Here is a 21,405-nt window from a genome sequence, read left to right as displayed (position 1 = left end):
TTAGGGTGCTACAACAACAAATATCCTTCATGCCGCAGCAACCACTCTTTCCTACTGACGCCTCCCGCATAGCCCGTCATCGTGCCATTACGGCCAATCACGCGATGGCATGGCACCACCACGCTTACCGGGTTTGAACCATTTGCAGCCCCCACTGCGCGCGCCGCTCCCGGTCTGCCAAGTTGGTCTGCTAACTGCCCGTAATGCATGATTTGCCCGCAAGGAATGGTGCGTAATGTTTGCCAGACTTCACGCTGAAATTCGGTTCCCGCAGTTGCGGTTGGCAGCGTTTCTATTACTGCCAAATCGCCGTCGAAATAGTCGCGCAGTTTATCGCTCAGTCCATTTGGATTTTTGCACGCCACGCGCTGATAGCCGCTGACACCATAATGAAGACCGAGCAGTTGCACCATTCTATTGCTATGTTCTTCCCACTCAACCGCGCGTAAGTGATAAAGCTCGTCGCAAATTATCCATAATGGCCCAAGAGGCGTATCAATCTTGTCTTCTAACAGTGTCAGCATGATGCGCTCCAGTTAATTGAGATGCGGGTAAATTCCCGGCCCAATAGGCAAGCCGACAAGATACCACGCAACCAGTAACAGCAACCAGACTACCAAAAAGATCAGCGGGTAAGGCAATATCAAAGAGTAATAGGTGCCTAATTTGGCATCCGGTTTATAGCGCTGTAAAAATCCGAGGAATAGCGGGATAAACGGTGAAACGGGGGCCAGTGGAATGACCGATGAATCCGCCACGCGGAACAGAATTTGTGCGAAAGCAGGGTGGAAACCCAGCATCATAAACATCGGTACAAATATCGGCGCCAGAATCGACCAGATGGCCGAGCCGCTGGCGATAAACATGCACAGGAACGAAGACAGCAGAGCAAGGCCGAGGAACGCCGGGATCCCATTCAGCCCTGATCCTTCCAGCATATCGGTCAGGCCGACTGCCATGAATTTGCCCATGTTGCTCCAGTTGAACATCGCCACGAACTGCGCCAACGGGAACACCATCACGATAAAACCGGCCATCTCTTTCATCGGTTCAATCATTAACTGCGGTAAATCAGCCTGGCGGCGAATCTTTTTCGTCGCAATGCCGTAGGCCAGCGAAACAACAAAGAAGAACATGATGATCAGCGGCACGATCCCACTGATAAACGGTGAAGGAATAATGGTGTGTTTAACCGGGTCGCGCAGCAGGCCATTTTCTGGCACCAGCAGCACGGCAACCACGGCGATAAACAACAGCGCCACAATACCCGTTACGCGCAAGCCAAAGCGCTGTTCATCATCGAGCTGCTGAAGTTTCTCTTTATTCTCTCCTTTCCAGGTTCCCAGGCGCGGCTCGACGATTTTATCGGTAATCAGCCCACCGACAATCGACAGCACGAACACGGACGTTGCCATAAAGTACCAGTTATCAATCACGCTTACGTGCATCAGCGGATCGATAGTGTGGGCGGCTTCGGTGCTGATCCCTGAAAGCAGCACATCGGTGGTCACAATTAATAAATTAGCCGTAAACCCACAACCGACACCGGCGATGGCCGCCAGCAAACCAGCGATTGGGTGGCGACCCACGGCAAGAAAGATCAGCGCCCCCATCGGTGGCATAATAACCAACGCCGCATCGGACGAAATATGGCTAAAGAAGGCGATAAATAACACCATATAACTGGCATAACGCGCGCTCACGTGTGACGCCATCTTTACCATCAAACTTGGCAACAGGCCGACGCGCTCGGCAAGACCCGCGCCCAGCACCAGTGCCAGAATTGCCCCTAACGGCGCAAAGCCGCTGAAGTTTTTAATCACATTAGGCAAAAACCAATGTACGCCTTCGGCGCTCAGCAGGTTATTAACCTGCACCAGGCTCCCATCCGCCGGGTTACGAACGCTGACATTCAACGCAGAAAGTACCGCAGTACTCACTGATAAAATGACAATCAAATAGACGAACAGCAAAAAAGGATGGGGCACTTTATTGCCAATTTTTTCGACAAGGCCGTACAACTTGCCAGAGCCGGAAGGAGTGGGTAATGAAGAAAGACTCATAGACGGGCCTCTATCAATTGCGATGTTATGTTGTGTAGTAAGGCGGAGGACGCAGCGCCAATCCGCCTTACAAAAACCATTAATGTATGGTTATTAATTATTGTAAAGGTGACGGTGTAACGTTTTTCGGGATCGGACACTGGTATGGGCGTTCAGCAAGTTGTGCGTGCAACTCGCTTTGGCAGGCTTCCAGTGTCTGAGGTTGTGTAAACAGTTGCAGTGCCGTCGCCGCCATCACTTTGCCCGCATGTAGCATTCCTTTATGCGCGATAGACGTGCGACCCTGGCTCACCAGTTGCCAGGTATGGAGTGGAGTCCCAACCGTAAAGCATGGGCTAAAGCATTGTGCCACCGGGACTTTCCAGCTGACATCGCCAACATCGGTGGAACCCGGCAGGATCTTGTCGTTTGCAGCATAAGGCGCAATTTCATCTATCAGCAACGTTTCACGATGGCGACGAGCAAACTCTTTACCCTCTTCATTGGAGGTGTTAGCGATATTATTTAAGCTATTTTGCAGGTCGTTTTCGGTAAGCGTCGCACGAATTTTTTTCGCAAATGCCAGCTCTTCGTCATTCCATTCAGGCAAGCCAAGCGCCTGTAAAGCCTGATACATCACGGCTTCCAGGTTGCGGTTAGGCAGATAATTGGAGCAGGCTTTATCAAAACGCACATTCACAGTGGTTTCAGTCATCAGCGCAGCCCCTTCGGCAACTTTATTGATGCGCTCATAAATATGCTGTGCCTGCGCCATTTCCGGTGCGCGAATCAAATACAGCACTTCCGCTTGCGCCTGCACCACGTTTGGCGAAATGCCACCGGCATTGGTTATCGCGTAATGCACACGCGCTTTTTCAATAATGTGCTCGTTGAGGAAGTTAGTGCCAGTCGTCATCAGTGTGACGGCATCCAGTGCGCTACGCCCCAAATGCGGTGAATTTGCCGCGTGTGCTGCGATGCCATTGAAGCGATAAGCAACCTGAATATTGGCCAGCGAACTGGTGCTAAACATTCCGGCGTAAGCTTCCGGGTGCCAGGTAACGGCGGCATCGACATCATCAAAAAGTCCTTCGCGCACCATAAATGTTTTACCGGAGCCACCTTCTTCGCCAGGGCAGCCATAAAAACGCACGGTTCCTTTAGCGCCAGATTGCTCAAGCCAGTTCTTCACCGCCACGGCACCGGCAAAAGCAGCCGTGCCAAGCAAATTGTGGCCGCAGCCGTGACCGTTTGCATCTTCAACCAGGGGATTAGGCGAATCTTCACCGGAGCATTGGCTTAAACCGGCCAGCGCGTCGTATTCCCCCAGCAGGGCGATGACCGGTAGACCTGAGCCGAAACTCGCTACAAACGCTGTTTTGATATTCCCGGCATTGCGCTCAACGCTAAAACCCTCTGCCTCTAAAGCACAAGCCAGGCGTTCAGCAGACCAGTGTTCTTCAAAACGAGTTTCCGGGTGATCCCAGATATCATCGGCAATGGCGGTGAGCTCGCCACGTTTGGCTTCAATAGCATCATCAACAAACTGATAAATCGAACTCATTACACACCTCGCTGCCAGGGGAAATTAAGGGCGAGGCGGGCCATGGTATTCACGGCAACTTCCATCACCTTCTCATCGAAATCAAACTTCTCGTTATGATGCCCGGCACTCAATTGCGTACCGAAAACCATGTACGACGCTTTACCGCCTTGCTCCTGAACACGCGCCATCATGAGAGTGGCATCTTCGGAACCAGCAGCGCCTTTCACAGTATCGACAACTTGCGTTACACCATTCACGTCGAGCGCCTGCTGGTGGATAAATGCCACCCATTCTGGTGACGGCACGCTGTTGGTTGCCGCCCCCATCAAACGGACTTCGGCTTCGATGCCGTACATCGTCGCGACACCACGAATGATCTCTTGCGCACGTTCAAACACGTAGTCGTTGATAACGTTACTTTCTCCACGCGTTTCCACTTTCAACAGCGCGTTCGCGGGCACCACGTTACGGCCACTTCCCGCCTGTAAAACGCCAACGTTAACGCGTGATGCTCCAGCGCTATGAGGAGCAATACTGTGCAGAGCCAACGCAGTTTGAGCCGCAGCGAGCAGAGCGTTGCGGCCTTCTTCCGGCTTGCCGCCTGCATGCGCAGCAACGCCAGTGAATTGCACATCAAACTTAGTGGTCGCCATAAAGTTATCGCTTCCACACACCACCGTGCCGCCTGGGATACCGGTGCCGATATGAATCGCAGTAAAGTAATCGATATTATCCAGTGCACCTGCGGCAACCATGGCGCGCGCACCGCGTGTGCCTTCTTCTGCAGGCTGGAAAATGAGTTTGATGGTGCCATTAAGCTGGTGGGAAAACTGTTGCAGAACAGTGGCGAGGCCAAGTCCAATTGCCGTATGCCCATCGTGGCCGCAGGCATGCATCATTCCGTCATTACAGGATGCAAAACCTTCCGCAAATGGGCGATGCGAAGGCTGTTGCATCTCGCCCAGGTCCAGAGCGTCCATATCAACGCGGAAAGCGATAGTTGGACCGGGACGGCCTGTGTCCAGCGTGGCAACAATCCCGGTGAAACCGCCAGAAAAATGCCCTAGCCACTGCGGCAATGCACCTTGCGCTTGAGCTCGTTGTTCTTCACGTGCCAGTACTTCAGCCGATGGCAGCCCCATCCGTGCCGCGTCATCTACCACATCACGGCCTAAAGCCAGCTGATAACCTAATTGATGAAGTACTTCGGCAACGTGAGTGGCAGTACGAAATTCCAGCCAGCCAGACTCGGCAAAATGGTGAAAATCGCGCCGCCAGTGCTGCATGCGTGGAGCCAGTTCATGTACTGCCAGTTCTAGTTGCTTCATATCCCATCCCGTAATAAGCATCTTCTGTGATCAAGTTCACGCTGTGATAGTTTTTACTTATCACCCAGCGATTTTTGGAAGTTTTCGCCGTACCTGGATTACCCTGGCATAAGAGATTGAATTACAGTAGATGACAAAATCTTTCAGCTGATAGCTATTGGTTATCAGGAGGCCATGTGACCTTCCAGGTTAAGCTCCATCAGATCCGTGCATTTGTGGCTGTGACGCAGAATGGCAGTATTCGCGGAGCCAGTCGGGCGTTAAATCTTTCGCAACCCGCGCTCACAAAATCGATTAAAGAGTTAGAAGAGGGAATGTCGGCGCGCTTGTTTATCCGACGTAGCCAGGGCGTTGCTTTAACGGAGTGTGGTGAAAGTTTTTACCAGCATGCGCGTTTGATTCTGGAAGAACTGAGGGCTGCCCAGGAAGATATCTTGCAACGCCAGGGGCAACTGGCGGGGCAAATTAATATTGGTCTTGGAGCCAGTGTTTCCCGCACCTTAATGCCGCCGGTTATCACCGCGTTTCATCAAAAACATCCGCAAGTTAAAGTCCGTATTATGGAAGGACAGCTGGTTTCGATGATTAACTCGCTGCGTCAGGGAGAGCTGGATTTCACCATCAATACTTACTATCAGGGGCCTTACGACCAGGAATTTACGTTTGAACGGCTGTTTGAAAAGCCGTTTGCAGTATTTGCCCGAGAGGGCCACCCGGCAACCAATGCCACAACGTTAAAAGAGTTACTGCACTATAACTGGACGTTGCCAACGCCACGCGGCAGCTATTACAAACAACTGGAAGAGTTATTCCAAAAGCGTTCAGAAATTCCCAATATCAGTGTGTTCTGTGAAACCTTTTCAGCCTGTATTAGCCTGGTGGCACAGAGTGATTTTCTGAGTATTTTACCCGCTGAATTAGGGCACGACCCGATGTTAGCCCATAGGTTGAAGCAAATTAACATCACCGAAACGCTGCCCAATGCTACTTACTACCTGATTCAACGGCGAGATGTGACCCAGGCTCCACTCACTACTGCGCTTATCAACCAATTTCGTCGCGAATGCCGTTAATAGGGCATTGAGCCTCGGTTCATCGGCGGCTATAGTGACTTCAGAATTAAGACTGGAGGATTTGCACATGAACCTTGATGAAAAATCGCTGTTTCTTGACGCCATGGATGACGTCAAACCGCTGAAAAACTGTAACAGCAGCCAGTGGTTGAAACCGGTGAAGGAGAAGGTGGCGCAAAAGCTCGATACTGTTCAGTTGGATAACTTTCTGACCACCGACTTTCTGGAAATTATTCCGCTCAACACATTGCTTGAATTTAAGCGTGAAGGGCTGCAAACCGGTGTATTGGATAAGTTGCGACTAGGAAAATACAAGCAGGAAGCAAGTCTTAACCTCATCCGCCAACCCGTCGAACAATGCCGCCAGATGCTTTACGCCTACATGCAGGAAGCCAAAAAAGATGGCCTGCGCAATTTGCTGATCGTTCATGGCAAAGGGCGCGAAGATAAATCACATGCCAATATCGTGCGCAGTTATCTCGCTCGTTGGCTGGCGGAATTTGACGAAGTGCAGGCGTTTTGCAGCGCCATGCCGCATCACGGCGGCAGTGGGGCGTGTTACGTGGCGCTCAAAAAATCCGAGCAGGCGAAAGTCGAGAACTGGGAACGCCACGCAAAACACAGCCGCTAATCTGCCTTTAACAACAATGACAACTCCTCTGCCGCTTCCTGCAACTTAGGCAGCACACGGTTCAGCAATTCCTGGGCGGAAACCTGCCCGGCATGAACGCCAACGTTGAGTGCTGCAACCACCGCTCCTTCAGGATTTACCAGTGGAACGGCAATCGAGCGCAACCCCATCTCCAGTTCCTGGTCGTTAAGCGCGTACCCTTGCTGACGCACGCGTTTTAACTCTTCGCGCAGTTTGCTCACCGAATCCACCGTCTGCGGCGTGTAACGGATCATAGTTATGCGACCCAGGAAATCGTTGAGCTGTTCTTCCGGCAAATAACTCAGCAATACGCGGCCCATGGATGTTGACCACGCTGGCAGGCGGCTGCCGATATCCAAATCAATGGTCATGATGCGTGAGCTGGAAGCGCGGGCGATATACAAAATATCGTCGCCATCCAACGTGGCGATTGAACAGGACTCGTTGAGCATTTCACTCAGATGTTTGAGCACCGGTTGCGTGGATTTCGCCAGTGGTGTCGAGGCCAGATAGGCATGGCCCAGCGATAAAATTCGTGGGCGCAATTGGTAGTATTTACCGTCTTCGGCGTAGACAAAGCCAAGCTTGCCCAGAGTGTACAAACAGCGTCGCACCGCAGCGCGGGGGATCCCGGTCTTCTGGCTAATTTGTGAAATAGACATTTGTCGCCGCTGTGGAGTGAATGCCTGAATCACCTCCAGTCCGCGAGCCAGTGATGCCATAAAATTCGGGTCGCCTTTAAAGGGATCGACTTCACCTGCTACCGGTTCATCACGTTGAATTTCCATTCCGTTCTCCTCAAATTTCGCCATTCATCACACTCTGAAAACAAAGATACATGATGTTCGATAATCGCACCATATTTCGATTATCGCCCTTGACCAGCTTCGTTAACGGGGTCACATTTTGTTCGAACAAAGCAAACTTGTGCGAATGACGCACACCAAGGAGCAGAGTGATGATCAACAAAAGTGTGGCTTCGCTTGAAGAAGCGGTTGCCGGAATTTTCGACGGAGCCACCATCATGATTGGTGGCTTCGGGACCGCAGGACAACCCACCTATCTTATTGATGCCTTGATTGATCAGGGCGCTTGTGACCTGACCATAATCAATAACAACGCAGGGAACGGGGAAGTGGGGTTGGCGGCACTTTTGAAGGCAGGACGAGTGCGCAAAATGATCTGCTCATTCCCACGTCAGGTGGATTCACAAATTTTTGATGACCTGTATCGACGCGGCAAAGTTGAACTGGAACTGGTGCCACAAGGCAATCTGGCGGCACGCATCCAGGCGGCGGGAGCAGGGCTTGGGGCGGTATTTACGCCAACTGGTTTTGGCACACCGCTTGCCGATGGTAAAGAGACGCGTGAAATCGATGGCCGCCAATATGTGCTGGAATACCCGCTAAAAGCCGATTTTGCATTAATCAAAGCGTATGAAGGTGACCGCTGGGGAAACCTGGTGTACCGCAAAGCGGCGCGTAACTTTGGGCCAATTATGGCCACTGCCGCCACCGTGACTATTGCTGAAGTCAGCCGCCTGGTGCAGCTAGGTGACCTTGACCCTGAAAATATCGTGACGCCTGGCATTTTCGTACAACGTCTGGTCGCCACCGAAAAATCACTGGCACAAAGCGCATAAGGAGCCTGCAGGTGAAAAAACTAACCCGTGATGAAATGGCACAACGTGTCGCACGTGATATTCCCGAAGGCGCTTATGTCAACCTCGGCATTGGCTTGCCAACACGCATTGCCAACTACCTTCCGGCGGATAAAGAGATCTTCTTGCACAGTGAGAACGGCTTGCTAGGCATGGGGCCAAAACCGGCCGAGGGCGAAGAAGACCCTGAGCTTATCAATGCCGGAAAAGAGTTTGTCACTTTGTTGACCGGCGGCTGTTTTTTCCACCATGGCGACTCTTTTGCCATGATGCGCGGCGGCCACCTCGATATCTGCGTGCTAGGCGCGTATCAGGTTTCAGCCACAGGCGACCTTGCAAACTGGAGCACCGGTGCGCCGGACTCTATCCCGGCAGTAGGTGGAGCGATGGACTTAGCCATTGGCGCACGCCAGGTCTTTGTGATGATGGATCACCTGACCCGTGATGGCGAATGCAAGCTGGTGGATAGCTGCTCTTATCCACTCACCGGAATCGGCTGTGTCAGCCGTATTTATACCGATCTCGCAGTGATTGATATCACTGAAAAAGGCCCCGTGGTGCGCGAAATCTTCAATGGCCTCTCTTTTGAAGAATTACAACGTATTACCCCGGTCACCCTGGGCTTCGAACAACTGGCAGAAAGCGCGTAAGGAACTATGATGAATCAAGCATTTATCTGTGATGGAGTGCGTACTCCGTTCGGTCGTTTTGGTGGCACACTGTCCAGTGTTCGTAGTGATGATTTAGCTGCATTACCGCTGAAAGCCTTGATCGCGCGCCATCCAAATCTCGACTGGTCGGCGGTTGATGATGTGATTTACGGCTGTGCAAACCAGGCGGGGGAAGATAACCGCAACGTGGCGCGTATGGCTTTGTTGCTGGCGGGGCTACCAGAGACGGTGCCGGGGAGTACCATCAACCGTTTATGTGGTTCAAGCCTTGATGCGCTCGGTGTTGCGGCAAGGGCTATCAAAAGCGGTGAAACGCAGCTGATGATTGCCGGTGGCGTGGAAAGTATGTCGCGCGCACCGTTTGTAATGGGCAAAGCGGAAAGCGCCTTTAGTCGCAATATGAAAATGGAAGACACCACCATTGGCTGGCGTTTTATCAACCCGCTAATGAAAGCGCAGTATGGTGTTGAAGCGATGCCCGAAACGGCAGAAAACGTCGCGACTGACTTTAATATTAACCGTGAGGATCAGGACGCCTTTGCCTTACGCAGCCAGTTACGCACCGCTCGCGCTCAGGAAATGGGTATTTTTGATGATGAGTTAATTCCTGTTTCTATCGCGCAACGCAAAGGTGAAGCGTTGCTGTTTAATCAGGATGAACATCCTCGATCCACCTCGATTGAGGCACTGGCAAAACTCAAAGGTGTTGTACGAGCCGACGGTACCGTCACCGCAGGAAACGCATCAGGTGTTAATGACGGGGCTTGTGCTTTGCTGCTCGCAAGCGAACAGGCGCTTAACACTCATGGTTTGCAGCCACTGGCGCGTGTCGTGGGTGTGGCGACTGCAGGTGTCGCACCACGGATTATGGGTTTTGGCCCGGCTCCGGCAGTGCGCAAAGTGCTGGCGCAAACCGGGTTAACGTTGGCACAAATGGACGTGATTGAATTAAACGAAGCCTTTGCTGCCCAGGCACTGGCGGTGATGCGCGACCTGGGTCTGCCTGATGATGCCGAACATGTAAACCCGAATGGCGGGGCCATTGCGCTTGGGCATCCGCTTGGCGCATCCGGTGGTCGTCTGGCGATGACCGCCGCGTATCAACTCAAGCGTAGCGGCGGACGTTACGCGCTTTGTACCATGTGTATTGGTGTCGGTCAGGGGATTGCACTGATTATTGAACGCGTTTAAGGAGCAGGCATGACACTGTTTACCCCAATGTTGCGTGCATCATCGCTAACTGAAATCTTCAGCGATGAGAAGACGTTACAAGGGATGCTGGATTTTGAAGCGGCACTGGCGCAGGCCTGTGCGCAATGTGGCGTGATCCCTGAGTCGGCGGTTAATGTCATTTCTGGGCAGTGTCAGGCCACAAAACTCAATAGTGAAGCCTTAGCGCAAGCGGCGGCAGGTGCTGGAAACCTTGCGATCCCGCTGGTGAAACAGCTCACTGCCAACGTAAAAAAGCACGATGAACAGGCCGCACGTTACGTTCACTGGGGCGCAACCAGCCAGGATGTGATTGATACCGGTCTGGTGCTGCAACTGCGCGCTGCATTCGATGCTTCTGAGGTACTTATCGGGCAGTTGATCGATGTTTTAGCCGTACAAGTCCAACAACACCAGCATAGCGTGATGCCTGGCCGCACCTGGATGCAGCACGCATTGCCGATTACTTTTGGCCTTAAACTGGCAGGAACGCTAGATGCACTTTTGCGCTGGCAGCAGCGTTTGTCTGAAATAAAACCGCGTGTTTTGGTTCTGCAATTCGGCGGTGCTGCGGGCACGCTGGCATCGCTTAAAGATCAGGGCATGCCTGTGGCGCAAGCGTTAGCAAGCGTCCTGGCGCTTAAACCGTCCGACACACCGTGGCATAGCCAGCGCGACAGATTGCTGGAAGCCTCCAACTGGTTCGCAGGTGTCAGCAGCACACTCGGCAAATTCGCCAATGATTTTTCGTTACTGATGCAAACCGAAGTTGCAGAAGTAGGCGAGCCGATTGCCGAAGGACGCGGTGGTTCATCCACCATGCCCCATAAACGTAATCCGGTGAGCTGTGCCGCTATACTGACTGCCACCATGCGCATTCCAGGAATGATGGCAACGCTGTACGCCAGCCAGAATCAGCAACATGAAAGGGCACTAGGTGGCTGGCAAGCCGAATGGGAAACGCTCCCACAGCTTATTATGCTGACTGGGGGTGTGATGCAAACCTCGCTGGATTTGATGCAGGGAATGCAGGTTAACACCGCGAAAATGCGCACCAATTTGGATATCACTCACGGCCTGATTATGGCGGAATCTGTGACTCTGGCGCTGGCGAAATCAATCGGGAAACAGGCCGCACACCATCTGGTGGAACAACTTTGTCATCGCGCGTTGGACGAAAATCAGCCCCTTGCAACATTGCTCGCACAACACCCTGATGTCAGCGCCCATCTTTCTACGATACAAATCGAACATTTGCTCGACCCGCAGCACGCCATTGGCAGTAATGATCATTTCATCAGCCAGGTTCTGGCGCGGGCGGCACAACAAACCAGGAGGGGAAAATGAGTCTTTATTATCAACTGGAAGGGCCTGCTGGTGCGCCAGTGCTGGTACTATCTAATTCTCTGGGTACCACCTTTGAGATGTGGCAGCCGCAAATGGCGGCGTTGCTTGAGAACTTCCGCGTGCTGCGTTACGACACGCATGGCCACGGACGTACTACCAAAAACGAGAAAACTACACTGCCACAACTGGCGGAAGATGTTATCAGTGTGATGGATGATGTGAGCGTTAAGCAGGCGCATTTCTGCGGAATTTCAATGGGTGGTTTGACTGGCCTGTGGCTGGCGCGTTTTGCGCCGGAGCGGTTTCTTTCGGTAACTGTCGCCAACAGTGCCGCGAAAATCGGTGAGCAAAGTGGCTGGCTGGAACGCGCTCGAACTGTTCGCCACGATGGGATGTCGGCGATTGCCAAAAGTGCGCCGGCACGCTGGTTTACTGATGATTTTGTTCAGCACCACCATGCGCAAGTCGATGCGTTATGCGCAACCCTGGCGCAGACCAATCCAGAAGGTTATGCCGCCTGTTGTGAAGCACTGGCAGCAGCGGATTTGCGAGCAGAAATTGGCAATATCACAATACCGATGCAGTTTATCGCCGGAGTCAACGACCCGGTTTGCACCGTGGCTGACAGTGAGTTTATGCATCAGCAGGTGCATGGTTCGCACCTTGTCACTCTCAAAGCTTCACACCTCTCCAGCATTGAAGACGCGCACGGTTTCAACATCGCATTGCTTAACTTTATTCAACAGGGCGACTGAGATGAAGGATGAAGAACATTATCAACGAGGCATGGAAGTTCGCCGCGCGGTGCTGGGTGAAAGCCACGTCGATCGTACATTGTCGCAGCTTACGCCGCTGAATGAGGAGTTTCAGGACTTCATTACGCGTTATGCCTGGGGCGATATCTGGACACGTCCGGGACTTGAGCGCCACACACGCAGCATGATAACCATCGCGATGTTAATTGCGCTTAACCGTGAGGCCGAGTTGAAAATGCATCTGCGAGCGGCTTTTAACAACGGCGTGACGCGTGATGAGCTCAAAGAACTGATTATGCATTCAGCACTGTACTGCGGTTTACCCGCAGCCAACGCCACTATGCATCTTGCACAACAGGTGTTTGATGAGATGGATGCCGCTGGTTAATTAATGTCGGATGGCGCTAACGCTTATCCGACCTACGAAAACGGTGTTGTAGGGTGGATTAGCGTCATCCACCCTTGTTACTTAACCCGGAATAGATTTCCGAATCGAAGACAGCAGAATTTGCGCGCCCGCTGAAAGCGGTGTATCCACGCGAGTCAAAATACCAATTGGCTCACCAGCACCTTGCGTTGCCACCGGCAACGAGGTCAATGTTCCCTGGCGTAAATCTTCTTTCACCGCGCCAGATGGCACAAACCACACGTAGTTATAATCCACAGTCAACTGGCGAGAGAGAGAGGCGGAAAGCGTTTCGACGCAGCCTGCAGGCATTTTACAACCCTGGCTTGAAAGCAGCGATTCGGCATTCTGGCGTGGAATTGTTCCTTTTGGCGACACCACCACCGGCCACTCCATCACGCGGCTAAGGGTGATGTTTTCATGCAGAAGTGGGTGCCCAGGACGAACCACCAGTTTTAACGATTCAAGAAATAACAGTTCATAGTTCAGCCCGGTCATCAATTCAGGATCGGACATTCGGCCAATACCTAAATCCAGCTCACCCGATTTTAAACCCGACAGCAGCATGGTGTTATTCATGGTGGCGACTTGCAGCGTAACGTCACTTTGCTGCTTGTGAAACTGGCCAATAACTTTTGGTAATATGCCCAGTGCTGCAGTTGGCAAGGCACCAACACGGATAACCGTAGTGTTTTGCCCATCTTTTTGATTAAACGATTGCCCGGCGTGATTGAGCGCATCGAGCACCTTTACCGCGTGCGTCAGAAACTGCTCACCCATCAACGTCATTTGTGCGCCAAGCCGCCCACGCTCAAATAAACGCGTGCCGGTTAGCTGCTCTAATTCATTAAGTGTTTTCGATAATGCAGGCTGGCTAAGATTAAGTGTTTCAGCCGCGCGCCCCAGAGTTCCCTGTTGAGCGACAGCCACGAAAGTATGAAGATGGCGCAAGCGAATGCGCTGACTAAACAAACCGTTTTTTTCCATAACCTGATGTTAAAAACAGACCCGTAGCGCTGACAAGATAAGTTGTTTGATTTTGATAACTTGCTAGCAAAATTTCATTAACATCACTCGGTAATTTATAACAATAGGTGAGGGAAGGTTAATTTAAATTAATGATTCGAGTCAGGAGGGGTTTATTGGAAATGGGTGGGGTTCCAATAAATGTTGGCATTATTTATGTGTGGAGAAAGGTTTCGTTCACCAGGCGTCCAGTTATCCCTTAAGTTACCGAAACTGTGAACGAGCCAAGGGTACTACCGCAGCACCCTTGGCAATCCCGGCTCCCGGCGTTTAAATCGCTGCTTCGCAGTAAACCTCCGTTTTTCCTTTCAGTCCCAGGGTCGGTTGTGACTCGCTCCCGGCGATCACAACCTCTCGCCGTTCCCGACGGCTCGACCCGGCCTTACAGTCAAAACGGAGGCGATTTATGCCGGACCAAAGGTCAACGGCAAAAGCGAGGGTCAAAAGCCAAACCGGTTTTGACCTTGTTCCCGGTATAAATTGCCTCAGCGTTACCCATAAGTCAGGGTTGAGCTGCCGGGAGCAGCGAAAGAGAGCGATCGCCGGGAGCGAGTCGCGAACGACCCTGAACGTTGGGGATAAGCTGGGGTTTACCGCGCAGCGGCAATTTAAAAGCGGGCGGCGGGGTTGTCAGGGGGATGCCGTAATCCCCCTGACACGTTCACCGTTAGCAGTTGTATCAGGGAAGGCTGTTCGCAAAGGTGAACGGAACAATCACTATGCTGATAGAGGAATCCGCCCCACGTATGAGTTGGCAATCCACCTATACATCAAAAAATACCGTCTCCTTCTCCCCCTGAAGAAACACATCAAACGTATACACCACCTCATTACCGCGCTTCTCACGCTTCCCAATCAGCGTATTACGTCGCACTTCCCACTCGATGAGATTAAGCACCGGGTCGGTCTCATTCGCTGCTTGCTCATCGGAAAAATACATCCGCGTATTCAGGCCAATATTAATGCCACGCGCCACAATCCACAGGTTCAAATGCGGGGCCATCATTCGGCCGTCGCGCCCGGTTACAGCACCCGGTTTAATGGTGTCAAAACGCCAGATACCACTGTCGAAATCTGAACAGGTTCGTCCCCAGCCACGGAAATCTTCATCCAGTTCTTTATTTGTTTGCTTGTCTGCAGGGTGGTTGTAACGTCCGGCCGCATTGGCTTGCCACACTTCCAGCAACACATCGCGCACTGGCGTTCCTGAGCCGTCAAATACCCGTCCTTCAACAATAATCCGCTCGCCCTGAGTGTGAGAATTGGTTAGCACGTGGCTAAAGTTTTTCTCGAAAATGTTAAAACCAGCGGCTTGCGGAGCCAGACCAATGTGGACGTATGGGCCGGCAGTTTGCGATGCGGTTTCTGCTAAATAATCTTTCATCACGCGGCCCCCTGAGTACGGTTTTCAAACAGTGTGGCTCGCTGGCCACGCAGCACTAAATCAAAGCGATACGCCAGGCAATCAAGCGGCACTGCCGCATGGGTGTCCAGTTCGGCAATCAATGTGCGAATGGCGTCATCGTTATTAATGGTTTTCACAATCGGACACTGTTTAATCAGCGGGTCGCCCTCAAAATACATCTGGGTGATGAGACGTTGGGCAAAAGAGTCACCAGAGAGTGAAAAGTGAATGTGAGAAGGGCGCCAGTCACTTGCCTGGTTACGCCACGGATACGGGCCTGGCTTGATGGTGCGGAAGAAGTAATAGCCGTTTTCATCGGTCAACACGCGTCCACAGCCGCCAAAATTTGGGTCGATAGGGGCGAGATACTTATCTTTCTTGTGGCGATAACGCCCGCCTGCGTTGGCCTGCCACACTTCCACCAGGGTGTTTTTCATCGGGCGGCCGAATCCATCGCGAACGTAGCCATGCACAATAATGCGCTCGCCAATGGGCAGGCCGTCTTTGGCGTAATTCATGATCAGGTCGTTATCAAGCGGGTCGAGATCTTTGGCACCAAATATTGGCCCGGTAATTTCAGACAGCGAGTTCTGCAAAGAGATCAGCGCATTGCGCGGTGAGCGTAACACGCTGGTTTTATACCCCGGCGCGAACGCCGGAGGATGAGAGTCGTAGTCGCGATGTACAAGCTCACGAGGTTGCCAAATCTGTGACATAGCCAGCTCCAGTTGTGGGATACAGGAGGCGATGCATTCTAATTTTAAATATCGCCACCGACAGTCTCAGTTAATGGCTTGTTAAATTAAAGTGAATTTAAAGGCTGATTTACATAACCTGTGGCTATGAAATTTTCGGAAAACATTACTTATAATCTATGGCTGTATAGTCGATCACAAAACGAAAATTCTTAGCCCAAAACCCCTGCGCGACATTCTACTCTTTGAGCAATATTCACAGGAGTACGACATTATGGCGAACAACATCACGGCTGATGATCTTCGGGAAAAATTTTCGCACGCAATGTCGGCGATGTACCAGCAAGAAGTGCCTCAATACGGAACCTTGTTAGAGTTAGTCGCTGACGTAAATCTGGCGGTGTTGGAAAATAACCCCGATCTGCAACAGCAATTAGAGAATGCCGATGAACTGGCGCGCCTGAATGTGGAGCGCCACGGCGCAATACGGGTGGGTAAAGCGGAAGAACTGGCAACCTTACGGCGCATTTTTGCGGTAATGGGGATGTATCCAATCGGCTATTACGACCTTTCGCAGGCGGGCGTACCGGTGCATTCCACTGCGTTTCGTCCAATTGATGACGCGGCTCTGGCGCGTAATCCGTTCCGTATTTTCACCTCGTTGCTACGCCTTGAGCTAATTGACGATGCTGAACTGCGTAAAACTGCTGCAGCTATTCTCGCAGAACGTGACATTTTCACCCCTCGTTGTCGGGCATTACTGGATATTTACGACCAGCAGGGCGTATTTAGCGAAGAGCAGGCAGACGAGTTCGTGAGTCAGGCGCTGGAAACCTTCCGTTGGCACAGTCATGCCACGGTAGATCCACAAACTTACCAGGCATTCCACCAGCAGCATCGCCTGATTGCCGACGTCGTCTGTTTCCGCGGCTGTCACATTAATCACCTGACTCCGCGCACGTTAGATATCGACCGCGTTCAGGCATTGATGCCGGAATATGGCATTGCGCCAAAAGCGATTATCGAAGGACCACCACGCCGCACATTCCCAATCTTGCTGCGCCAGACCAGCTTTAAAGCGCTGGAAGAACCGATTATTTTTGCCGGTGTACATCACGGCACACATACCGCCCGTTTCGGCGAAATTGAGCAGCGTGGTGTAGCGTTAACGCCAAAAGGGCGTGCGTTATACGATGAGTTGCTAAATGAAGCCGGTAATGGGCAGGATAATTTTAGCCATCAGCAGCATTTGCAGGAAGTATTCAGCCGCTTGCCCGACAGTGAAACGCTAATGCGCTGCCAGGATCTGGCTTATTTCCGCTACCGTTTAACCCCTGTGGGCGAAATGCACCGCCAGGCGATTAAACCAGGTGATGACCCGCAGTCGCTGATTGAACGGGGTTGGTTGGTGGCGCAGCCGATTATTTATGAAGATTTCCTCCCGGTCAGTGCTGCGGGAATTTTCCAGTCGAATCTGGGGAGTGAAGGCGGGGCACGCAGCCATGGTCACTCCAGCCGCCAGGAGTTTGAACAAGCGCTCGGTGCAGCAGTAGCAAATGAGTTTGAGTTGTACCAACAGGCGTCGGATCGCAGTAAAAAACGCTGCGGATTGCTGTAGCGACGTCAAAACTTTAGAGAAAGGTCGGTATTGTGCGCAATGCCGACCACTCAGTCAGAGATCTTCCGTTTAGCCTGCCGACACTACAGTGTAGATACATTGTTGACACATTAGATTGGCTGAATTACTGTTGCTACAAACGTATCAACAAAGGAGTTCTCGCATGGCACAATCTGTCGTCAAAAAATGGGGTAATAGCCCTTCAGTTCGCATTCCCGCCGCTATCATGCAAGCCGCTAGTTTGAATGTTGATGATACGGTGGATATTGCCGTAGAAGATGGTCGTATCATTATTGTTCCTGTGAGAGCGAAAGCCTATTCGCTTGATGCGTTGCTAGCCGGAATTACCCCGGAAAATCAGCATGAGAAAGCGGAGTTTGGCGCACCGGTTGGCAAGGAAATGCTCTGATGGTTTCTCGCTATGTACCAGATGCAGGCGATTTAATCTGGATTAATTTTGACCCTGTTGAAGGGCATGAACAAGGGGGGCATCGCCTGGCGGTTGTACTTAGCCCGTTTGCTTATAACAACAAAACGGGGCTGTTGTTGTGTGTGCCTTGCACTACAAAAGCAAAGGGATATCCTTTTGAGGTCGAAATAACACAGAGCCGTGAAGGCGTCGCATTATCCGATCAAGTCACCTGTGTGGACTGGCGAGCACGAAAAGTCGAGAAGAAAAGCAAAGTTAACGCCACAGAACTGGCTGATATCCGGGCGAAAGCAAAAGCGTTGATCGGTTGATATCGAAAATGGCCTCCCGTCACGGTGGCCATTTCAGAACAGCTTGTCATCACTCGTAGGGCCGCATTGCTGCGGCCCTTGTTTTTACGCCGCATCAGCCAGCATAAACATGCCGTACGGATGGATTTCAAGATAATAATTGTCACCTACGTCAGGCTGTAAGCGAGTTGCGTTCACCTGCAATAACAGCGCCTGGCCATGCCACTCCACAGTCACTTCATATTGCGGCCCCATATATGCCACATGGCGTACCACGCAGCGCTGGCTTTCGTCGCCATGTTCGCTGAGAGTAATCGCCTCCGGGCGCACGCCAACCGTGCCTTCTGTTTGAGTTACGGTCAACTGCGGCGGGCGCGGTAAACGGTAGCCATGGATCTCGACAAAATCGCTGCCAAAACGCGCCGGAAAGACGTTTGCATCACCCATAAAGCTCGCCATAAAGCGTGAGGCGGGCTGGCGATACAGCGTTTGCGGGCTGCCAATCTGCATGATTTCACCTTTGTTCATCACCAGTACCGTATCCGACACGGCAAACGCTTCACTCTGATCGTGAGTAACGTACAGCGACGTGATGTTGAACTGCTTTTGTAGCTCGCGGATTTTGTCACGCATGCTACGGCGCAGGTTGGCATCAAGGTTACTGAGCGGCTCATCAAACAGCAGCACTTTCGGTTTCAGGATCAGTGCGCGCGCCAGTGCCACACGTTGCTGCTGGCCGCCGGAGATCTGGTCAACAAACCGGTCTTCGAAACCCTCTAAATCGACCATTGCCAGCGCTTCTTTCACGCGTGTTTTAATTTCCCCACGCGAGGTGCCGAGCATTTTCAGTCCGTAACCGACGTTATCGCCCAGCGACATATGCGGGAACAGGGCGTAGGACTGGAACACCATGCAAATGTCACGCTGTTGAATGGAACGGTGCGTCACATCTTCGCCATCAATAAAAATCTGCCCTTCAGTGGGTTTTTCAAGCCCGGCAACCAGGCGTAAAACGGTGGTTTTTCCGCAGCCGGAAGGGCCGAGTAACGTCACCATTTCACCCTTTGGGATCGCCAGATTAATGCCTTCAATAACGGTGTTATTGCCAAACCGTTTCGTGACATTGCGCAGTTCTACAAAATGAGGTTGTGTCATGTGTTACTCCGTAATCACGCGTTGGTTTTGGCTTTTGAACGTGAAATACGCGCTTCACCAATCAGCCAGTCAAAAATGAAAATAATGGTCAACATTACGACGATAAGAATCGAGCCGTAGGCTATCGCCACCCCGTATTCACCATCTTCCACGCGGTTAAGAATGTAGGCGGTTGCCACACGAGTATCCGGCGTGACGAGGAAGACGATGGCACTAACAGTCGTAATGGCGCGCACAAAACTGTAGATCAGCGCGGATAAAATCGCCGGGCGCAGCAATGGCAGCAGGATGTTGATAATGGTGCGCATTGAACCGGCACGTAGGCTTAAAGACGCTTCATCGAGAGATTTGTCAATTTGCCCAAGCCCGGCAATTCCGGCACGAATCCCCACCGGCACGTTACGCATCACCATCGACATAATCACAATCGCGGCGGTACCCGTCAGGTAAACCGGCGCGCTGTTAAAGGCCAGGATGTATGACACGCCCGCCACGGTGCCCGGTACTGCAAAGCACAGCATAGTGGTGAACTCGATGGTCTTTTTGCCACGGAACTGCTGGCGCACCACAATCCAGGCAATCAGCAAGCCGAAAAAGGCGGTGATCGGTGCGGCAATCCCGGCGTACAGCAGCGTGTCGAGCAGTGAAGGCCACGCGCCATCACTCATGCCCTGGCCGAAGAGCTTGATGAAGTTATCGAACGTCAGCGTATAATCCACGCCCCAGTTAACCGTGAAACTGCCATAGAAAATGCTGCCGTAAAGTAGGGCGTTAAAGGCAATCCACACCGCTAATAACGCAATGACCGCCCACACCAGTGTCACTGGCAGCGGCTGAACGTCGCCTCGGTTCGATTTACCGGAAACGGTGACGTAGGAGCGTTTTCCAATCCACATGTACTGAATGCAGAACACCAGCAGTGAGAAGACCAGCAAGAATGCGCCTAGTGTGCTGGCGGCCTGGTAATCAAGTTGCGAGCCAGTGATGTAGAAATAGATTTGTGTGGCGAGTACGTCGAAGTTACCGCCAAGTACCAGCGGGTTACTGAAGTCCGCCAGCGATTGCACAATCACAATCAAAAAGGCGTTAGCCAGTGCCGGTTTCAGCAGCGGTAAAAACACCCCTTTAAAGGTCTTCCAACGCGTCGCACGTAGGGTATAAGAGGCTTCTTCCAGCGACGGGTGAATGGTTTTAATCGCACCATCGAGGATCATAAAGGCCATCGGCGTAAATGCTAAAACTTGCGCCAGCCAGATTCCGGTAAAACCGTACAGCCAGTTGGTGTTGGTCAATCCGAACCAGTCGACCATCAACTCGGTGATATACCCCGAACGGCCCATCATCAACGTGACGCCAAGGCCGACGACAAACGGCGGGGTCACGATAGGCAGAATCGAGAAAATACGGCCAATAATAGCGCTACGTTTGGCGATGCGGGTGGTGTAAATCGCCAAAACCAGGCCGAAGAAGGTGCAGCCAATTCCCACCGCAATCGACAGCGCGATGGAGTTGATAATTACCTGGATGATATGCGCCTGGCTGAGTACCGCCATAAACGCTAGCGGCGCAAACTCCCCGGCATCATTGGTAAACATCGGAATGAAAATCGCGATGCTCGGCCAAACAATAAACACACCAATCAGCGCGATAATTGTCACCAGCGAACCAATCACAAAGCTGTCGCCACCGAGCCATTCAAGGCGAGTCAGGGCGAGGGTGATAACCATGCCAAGGGCGATAAACAGCACAATAGTGGCGTAACCCATTCCACGCTCGGTAAGGGTTGCACTGACTACCACAAAGGCCATGCAAAAGAGTGCCCAGCCTGCGTCGAAATAGTGACGCTGGCGCTTTTCTGGCCCCAGTTCATTAAACGGGCGCAACAACAGCAGCGAAGGGAGTAGGTACCACAGCAGACTGATGTTAAGTCCAGACCAGCTGTAAGCATTGATTAGCTCATCACTTGTCGATTCAAATAATCCGTAATCGAGGCTCCAGCTTGGCAGCAGGGCAAAAGCCAGCCAGCAAAGCGCCACCCACCAGATAATAGCGTCCCGCTTTCGCGTAGGTCGCAAAAGTAAAGTTTCAGACATAAGT

Annotated in this window: 21 protein-coding genes; 11 read left to right on the top strand and 10 right to left on the bottom strand. The window is 52.1% G+C overall.

Features of this window, described 5'->3' with window-relative positions; all coding sequences use genetic code 11:
* Positions 1 to 8: 8 nt before the first annotated feature.
* The 4 genes from ogt to EDF88_RS03305 form a co-directional block, all read right to left on the bottom strand.
* On the bottom strand, positions 9 to 524 hold the full coding sequence (ogt, locus tag EDF88_RS03320) for a methylated-DNA--[protein]-cysteine S-methyltransferase (protein WP_134182902.1): 516 nt from the start codon (positions 522 to 524) through the stop codon (positions 9 to 11).
* 12 nt (positions 525 to 536) lie between these two features.
* Entirely contained in the window at positions 537 to 2,063 is a 1,527-nt protein-coding gene (gene abgT, locus EDF88_RS03315; RefSeq protein ID WP_134182900.1) for a p-aminobenzoyl-glutamate transporter, read from the bottom strand.
* A 97-nt stretch (positions 2,064 to 2,160) separates the two neighbouring features.
* Complete coding sequence (locus tag EDF88_RS03310) at positions 2,161 to 3,606, bottom strand: M20 family metallopeptidase (RefSeq protein ID WP_134182898.1); 1,446 nt, start codon at positions 3,604 to 3,606, stop codon at positions 2,161 to 2,163.
* Positions 3,606 to 4,916: a M20 family metallo-hydrolase gene (locus EDF88_RS03305; RefSeq protein ID WP_134182896.1), complete on the bottom strand. Its 1,311-nt coding sequence runs from the start codon at positions 4,914 to 4,916 to the stop codon at positions 3,606 to 3,608. Before EDF88_RS03305 ends, EDF88_RS03310 begins: the two co-directional genes overlap by 1 nt.
* Before the next feature lie 176 nt (positions 4,917 to 5,092).
* Here EDF88_RS03305 and EDF88_RS03300 point away from each other — a divergent pair, with 176 nt between their 5' ends.
* Both EDF88_RS03300 and smrA read left to right on the top strand, forming a co-directional pair.
* On the top strand, positions 5,093 to 5,989 hold the full coding sequence (locus EDF88_RS03300) for a LysR family transcriptional regulator (protein WP_134182894.1): 897 nt from the start codon (positions 5,093 to 5,095) through the stop codon (positions 5,987 to 5,989).
* 67 nt (positions 5,990 to 6,056) lie between these two features.
* Positions 6,057 to 6,620 carry a DNA endonuclease SmrA gene (smrA, locus tag EDF88_RS03295; RefSeq protein ID WP_134182892.1) on the top strand — a complete coding sequence of 188 codons (564 nt, stop codon included), beginning with the start codon at positions 6,057 to 6,059 and terminating at the stop codon, positions 6,618 to 6,620.
* Here the strand turns inward: smrA and EDF88_RS03290 are convergent.
* Positions 6,617 to 7,429: an IclR family transcriptional regulator C-terminal domain-containing protein gene (locus tag EDF88_RS03290; protein ID WP_134182890.1), complete on the bottom strand. Its 813-nt coding sequence runs from the start codon at positions 7,427 to 7,429 to the stop codon at positions 6,617 to 6,619. The genes smrA and EDF88_RS03290 overlap by 4 nt on opposite strands.
* 170 nt (positions 7,430 to 7,599) lie before the next feature.
* Between EDF88_RS03290 and EDF88_RS03285 the strand changes: the two genes are divergently transcribed.
* From EDF88_RS03285 to pcaC, 6 genes are read left to right on the top strand one after another with little or no spacing between them, the layout of a single operon-like run.
* Positions 7,600 to 8,283 carry a 3-oxoacid CoA-transferase subunit A gene (locus EDF88_RS03285; protein WP_134182888.1) on the top strand — a complete coding sequence of 228 codons (684 nt, stop codon included), beginning with the start codon at positions 7,600 to 7,602 and terminating at the stop codon, positions 8,281 to 8,283.
* Positions 8,284 to 8,294: 11 nt separating this feature from the next.
* Positions 8,295 to 8,951, top strand: coding sequence for a 3-oxoacid CoA-transferase subunit B (locus tag EDF88_RS03280; protein WP_134182886.1), 657 nt, complete (start codon positions 8,295 to 8,297; stop codon positions 8,949 to 8,951).
* Between the two features lie 9 nt (positions 8,952 to 8,960).
* A complete protein-coding gene (pcaF, locus tag EDF88_RS03275; RefSeq protein WP_134183256.1) occupies positions 8,961 to 10,163 on the top strand; it encodes a 3-oxoadipyl-CoA thiolase in 1,203 nt (400 codons plus the stop codon).
* A gap of 9 nt (positions 10,164 to 10,172) precedes the next feature.
* Positions 10,173 to 11,528: a 3-carboxy-cis,cis-muconate cycloisomerase gene (locus EDF88_RS03270; protein ID WP_134182884.1), complete on the top strand. Its 1,356-nt coding sequence runs from the start codon at positions 10,173 to 10,175 to the stop codon at positions 11,526 to 11,528.
* Positions 11,525 to 12,283: a 3-oxoadipate enol-lactonase gene (pcaD, locus tag EDF88_RS03265; RefSeq protein ID WP_134182882.1), complete on the top strand. Its 759-nt coding sequence runs from the start codon at positions 11,525 to 11,527 to the stop codon at positions 12,281 to 12,283. The genes EDF88_RS03270 and pcaD overlap by 4 nt, the downstream gene beginning before the upstream one ends.
* 1 nt (position 12,284) lies before the next feature.
* Positions 12,285 to 12,671, top strand: coding sequence for a 4-carboxymuconolactone decarboxylase (pcaC, locus tag EDF88_RS03260; RefSeq protein WP_064518654.1), 387 nt, complete (start codon positions 12,285 to 12,287; stop codon positions 12,669 to 12,671).
* Positions 12,672 to 12,752: 81 nt separating this feature from the next.
* Here pcaC and pcaQ read toward each other — a convergent pair whose 3' ends face one another.
* The 3 genes from pcaQ to pcaH all read right to left on the bottom strand — a co-directional run bounded on the left by pcaQ (position 12,753) and on the right by pcaH (position 15,836).
* Positions 12,753 to 13,676, bottom strand: a complete 924-nt coding sequence (gene pcaQ / locus EDF88_RS03255) for a pca operon transcription factor PcaQ (RefSeq protein WP_134182880.1) — start codon at positions 13,674 to 13,676, stop codon at positions 12,753 to 12,755.
* A gap of 802 nt (positions 13,677 to 14,478) precedes the next feature.
* Complete coding sequence (pcaG, locus tag EDF88_RS03250) at positions 14,479 to 15,099, bottom strand: protocatechuate 3,4-dioxygenase subunit alpha (protein ID WP_064518656.1); 621 nt, start codon at positions 15,097 to 15,099, stop codon at positions 14,479 to 14,481.
* The gene (pcaH, locus tag EDF88_RS03245; protein WP_064518657.1) at positions 15,099 to 15,836 is read right to left on the bottom strand and encodes a protocatechuate 3,4-dioxygenase subunit beta; all 738 of its coding nucleotides are present in this window, start codon (positions 15,834 to 15,836) and stop codon (positions 15,099 to 15,101) included. Before pcaH ends, pcaG begins: the two co-directional genes overlap by 1 nt.
* Positions 15,837 to 16,089: 253 nt before the next feature.
* On the opposite strand from pcaH, the gene EDF88_RS03240 reads away from it, so the two are divergent.
* From EDF88_RS03240 to mazF, 3 genes are all read left to right on the top strand, one after another.
* Positions 16,090 to 17,433 carry a VOC family protein gene (locus EDF88_RS03240; RefSeq protein ID WP_134182878.1) on the top strand — a complete coding sequence of 448 codons (1,344 nt, stop codon included), beginning with the start codon at positions 16,090 to 16,092 and terminating at the stop codon, positions 17,431 to 17,433.
* Between the two features lie 163 nt (positions 17,434 to 17,596).
* Positions 17,597 to 17,842 (top strand): AbrB/MazE/SpoVT family DNA-binding domain-containing protein, encoded by a 246-nt coding sequence (locus EDF88_RS03235; protein WP_064518659.1) that lies wholly within the window; start codon positions 17,597 to 17,599, stop codon positions 17,840 to 17,842.
* A complete protein-coding gene (gene mazF / locus EDF88_RS03230) occupies positions 17,842 to 18,174 on the top strand; it encodes an endoribonuclease MazF (protein WP_134182876.1) in 333 nt (110 codons plus the stop codon). The genes EDF88_RS03235 and mazF overlap by 1 nt, the downstream gene beginning before the upstream one ends.
* Positions 18,175 to 18,258: 84 nt before the next feature.
* Here mazF and fbpC read toward each other — a convergent pair whose 3' ends face one another.
* Complete coding sequence (gene fbpC / locus EDF88_RS03225) at positions 18,259 to 19,308, bottom strand: ferric ABC transporter ATP-binding protein (protein WP_134182874.1); 1,050 nt, start codon at positions 19,306 to 19,308, stop codon at positions 18,259 to 18,261.
* A 14-nt stretch (positions 19,309 to 19,322) separates the two neighbouring features.
* Positions 19,323 to 21,401 carry an iron ABC transporter permease gene (locus EDF88_RS03220; protein ID WP_134182872.1) on the bottom strand — a complete coding sequence of 693 codons (2,079 nt, stop codon included), beginning with the start codon at positions 21,399 to 21,401 and terminating at the stop codon, positions 19,323 to 19,325.
* Positions 21,402 to 21,405: the final 4 nt, after the last annotated feature.

The sequence above is a fragment of the Buttiauxella sp. BIGb0552 genome (genome assembly GCF_004366275.1).
GTDB lineage: Bacteria > Pseudomonadota > Gammaproteobacteria > Enterobacterales > Enterobacteriaceae > Buttiauxella > Buttiauxella gaviniae.
The sequence above is the reverse complement of the archived record's forward strand: the minus strand, read 5'-3'. Positions and strand labels throughout refer to the sequence as shown.

What these genes read in the sequence shown, in the direction of transcription:
- EDF88_RS03285 (WP_134182888.1), top strand. Translation starts at nt 7,600, where the DNA reads ATGATCAACAAAAGTGTGGCTTCGCTTGAAGAAGCGGTTGCCGGAATT.
- pcaQ (WP_134182880.1), bottom strand. Translation starts at nt 13,676, where the DNA reads ATGGAAAAAAACGGTTTGTTTAGTCAGCGCATTCGCTTGCGCCATCTT.
- EDF88_RS03305 (WP_134182896.1), bottom strand. Translation starts at nt 4,916, where the DNA reads ATGAAGCAACTAGAACTGGCAGTACATGAACTGGCTCCACGCATGCAG.
- ogt (WP_134182902.1), bottom strand. Translation starts at nt 524, where the DNA reads ATGCTGACACTGTTAGAAGACAAGATTGATACGCCTCTTGGGCCATTA.
- pcaG (WP_064518656.1), bottom strand. Translation starts at nt 15,099, where the DNA reads ATGAAAGATTATTTAGCAGAAACCGCATCGCAAACTGCCGGCCCATAC.
- abgT (WP_134182900.1), bottom strand. Translation starts at nt 2,063, where the DNA reads ATGAGTCTTTCTTCATTACCCACTCCTTCCGGCTCTGGCAAGTTGTAC.
- EDF88_RS03220 (WP_134182872.1), bottom strand. Translation starts at nt 21,401, where the DNA reads ATGTCTGAAACTTTACTTTTGCGACCTACGCGAAAGCGGGACGCTATT.
- EDF88_RS03240 (WP_134182878.1), top strand. Translation starts at nt 16,090, where the DNA reads ATGGCGAACAACATCACGGCTGATGATCTTCGGGAAAAATTTTCGCAC.
- pcaD (WP_134182882.1), top strand. Translation starts at nt 11,525, where the DNA reads ATGAGTCTTTATTATCAACTGGAAGGGCCTGCTGGTGCGCCAGTGCTG.
- pcaH (WP_064518657.1), bottom strand. Translation starts at nt 15,836, where the DNA reads ATGTCACAGATTTGGCAACCTCGTGAGCTTGTACATCGCGACTACGAC.
- EDF88_RS03235 (WP_064518659.1), top strand. Translation starts at nt 17,597, where the DNA reads ATGGCACAATCTGTCGTCAAAAAATGGGGTAATAGCCCTTCAGTTCGC.
- mazF (WP_134182876.1), top strand. Translation starts at nt 17,842, where the DNA reads ATGGTTTCTCGCTATGTACCAGATGCAGGCGATTTAATCTGGATTAAT.
- EDF88_RS03270 (WP_134182884.1), top strand. Translation starts at nt 10,173, where the DNA reads ATGACACTGTTTACCCCAATGTTGCGTGCATCATCGCTAACTGAAATC.
- pcaC (WP_064518654.1), top strand. Translation starts at nt 12,285, where the DNA reads ATGAAGGATGAAGAACATTATCAACGAGGCATGGAAGTTCGCCGCGCG.
- EDF88_RS03290 (WP_134182890.1), bottom strand. Translation starts at nt 7,429, where the DNA reads ATGGAAATTCAACGTGATGAACCGGTAGCAGGTGAAGTCGATCCCTTT.
- fbpC (WP_134182874.1), bottom strand. Translation starts at nt 19,308, where the DNA reads ATGACACAACCTCATTTTGTAGAACTGCGCAATGTCACGAAACGGTTT.
- EDF88_RS03310 (WP_134182898.1), bottom strand. Translation starts at nt 3,606, where the DNA reads ATGAGTTCGATTTATCAGTTTGTTGATGATGCTATTGAAGCCAAACGT.
- pcaF (WP_134183256.1), top strand. Translation starts at nt 8,961, where the DNA reads ATGAATCAAGCATTTATCTGTGATGGAGTGCGTACTCCGTTCGGTCGT.
- smrA (WP_134182892.1), top strand. Translation starts at nt 6,057, where the DNA reads ATGAACCTTGATGAAAAATCGCTGTTTCTTGACGCCATGGATGACGTC.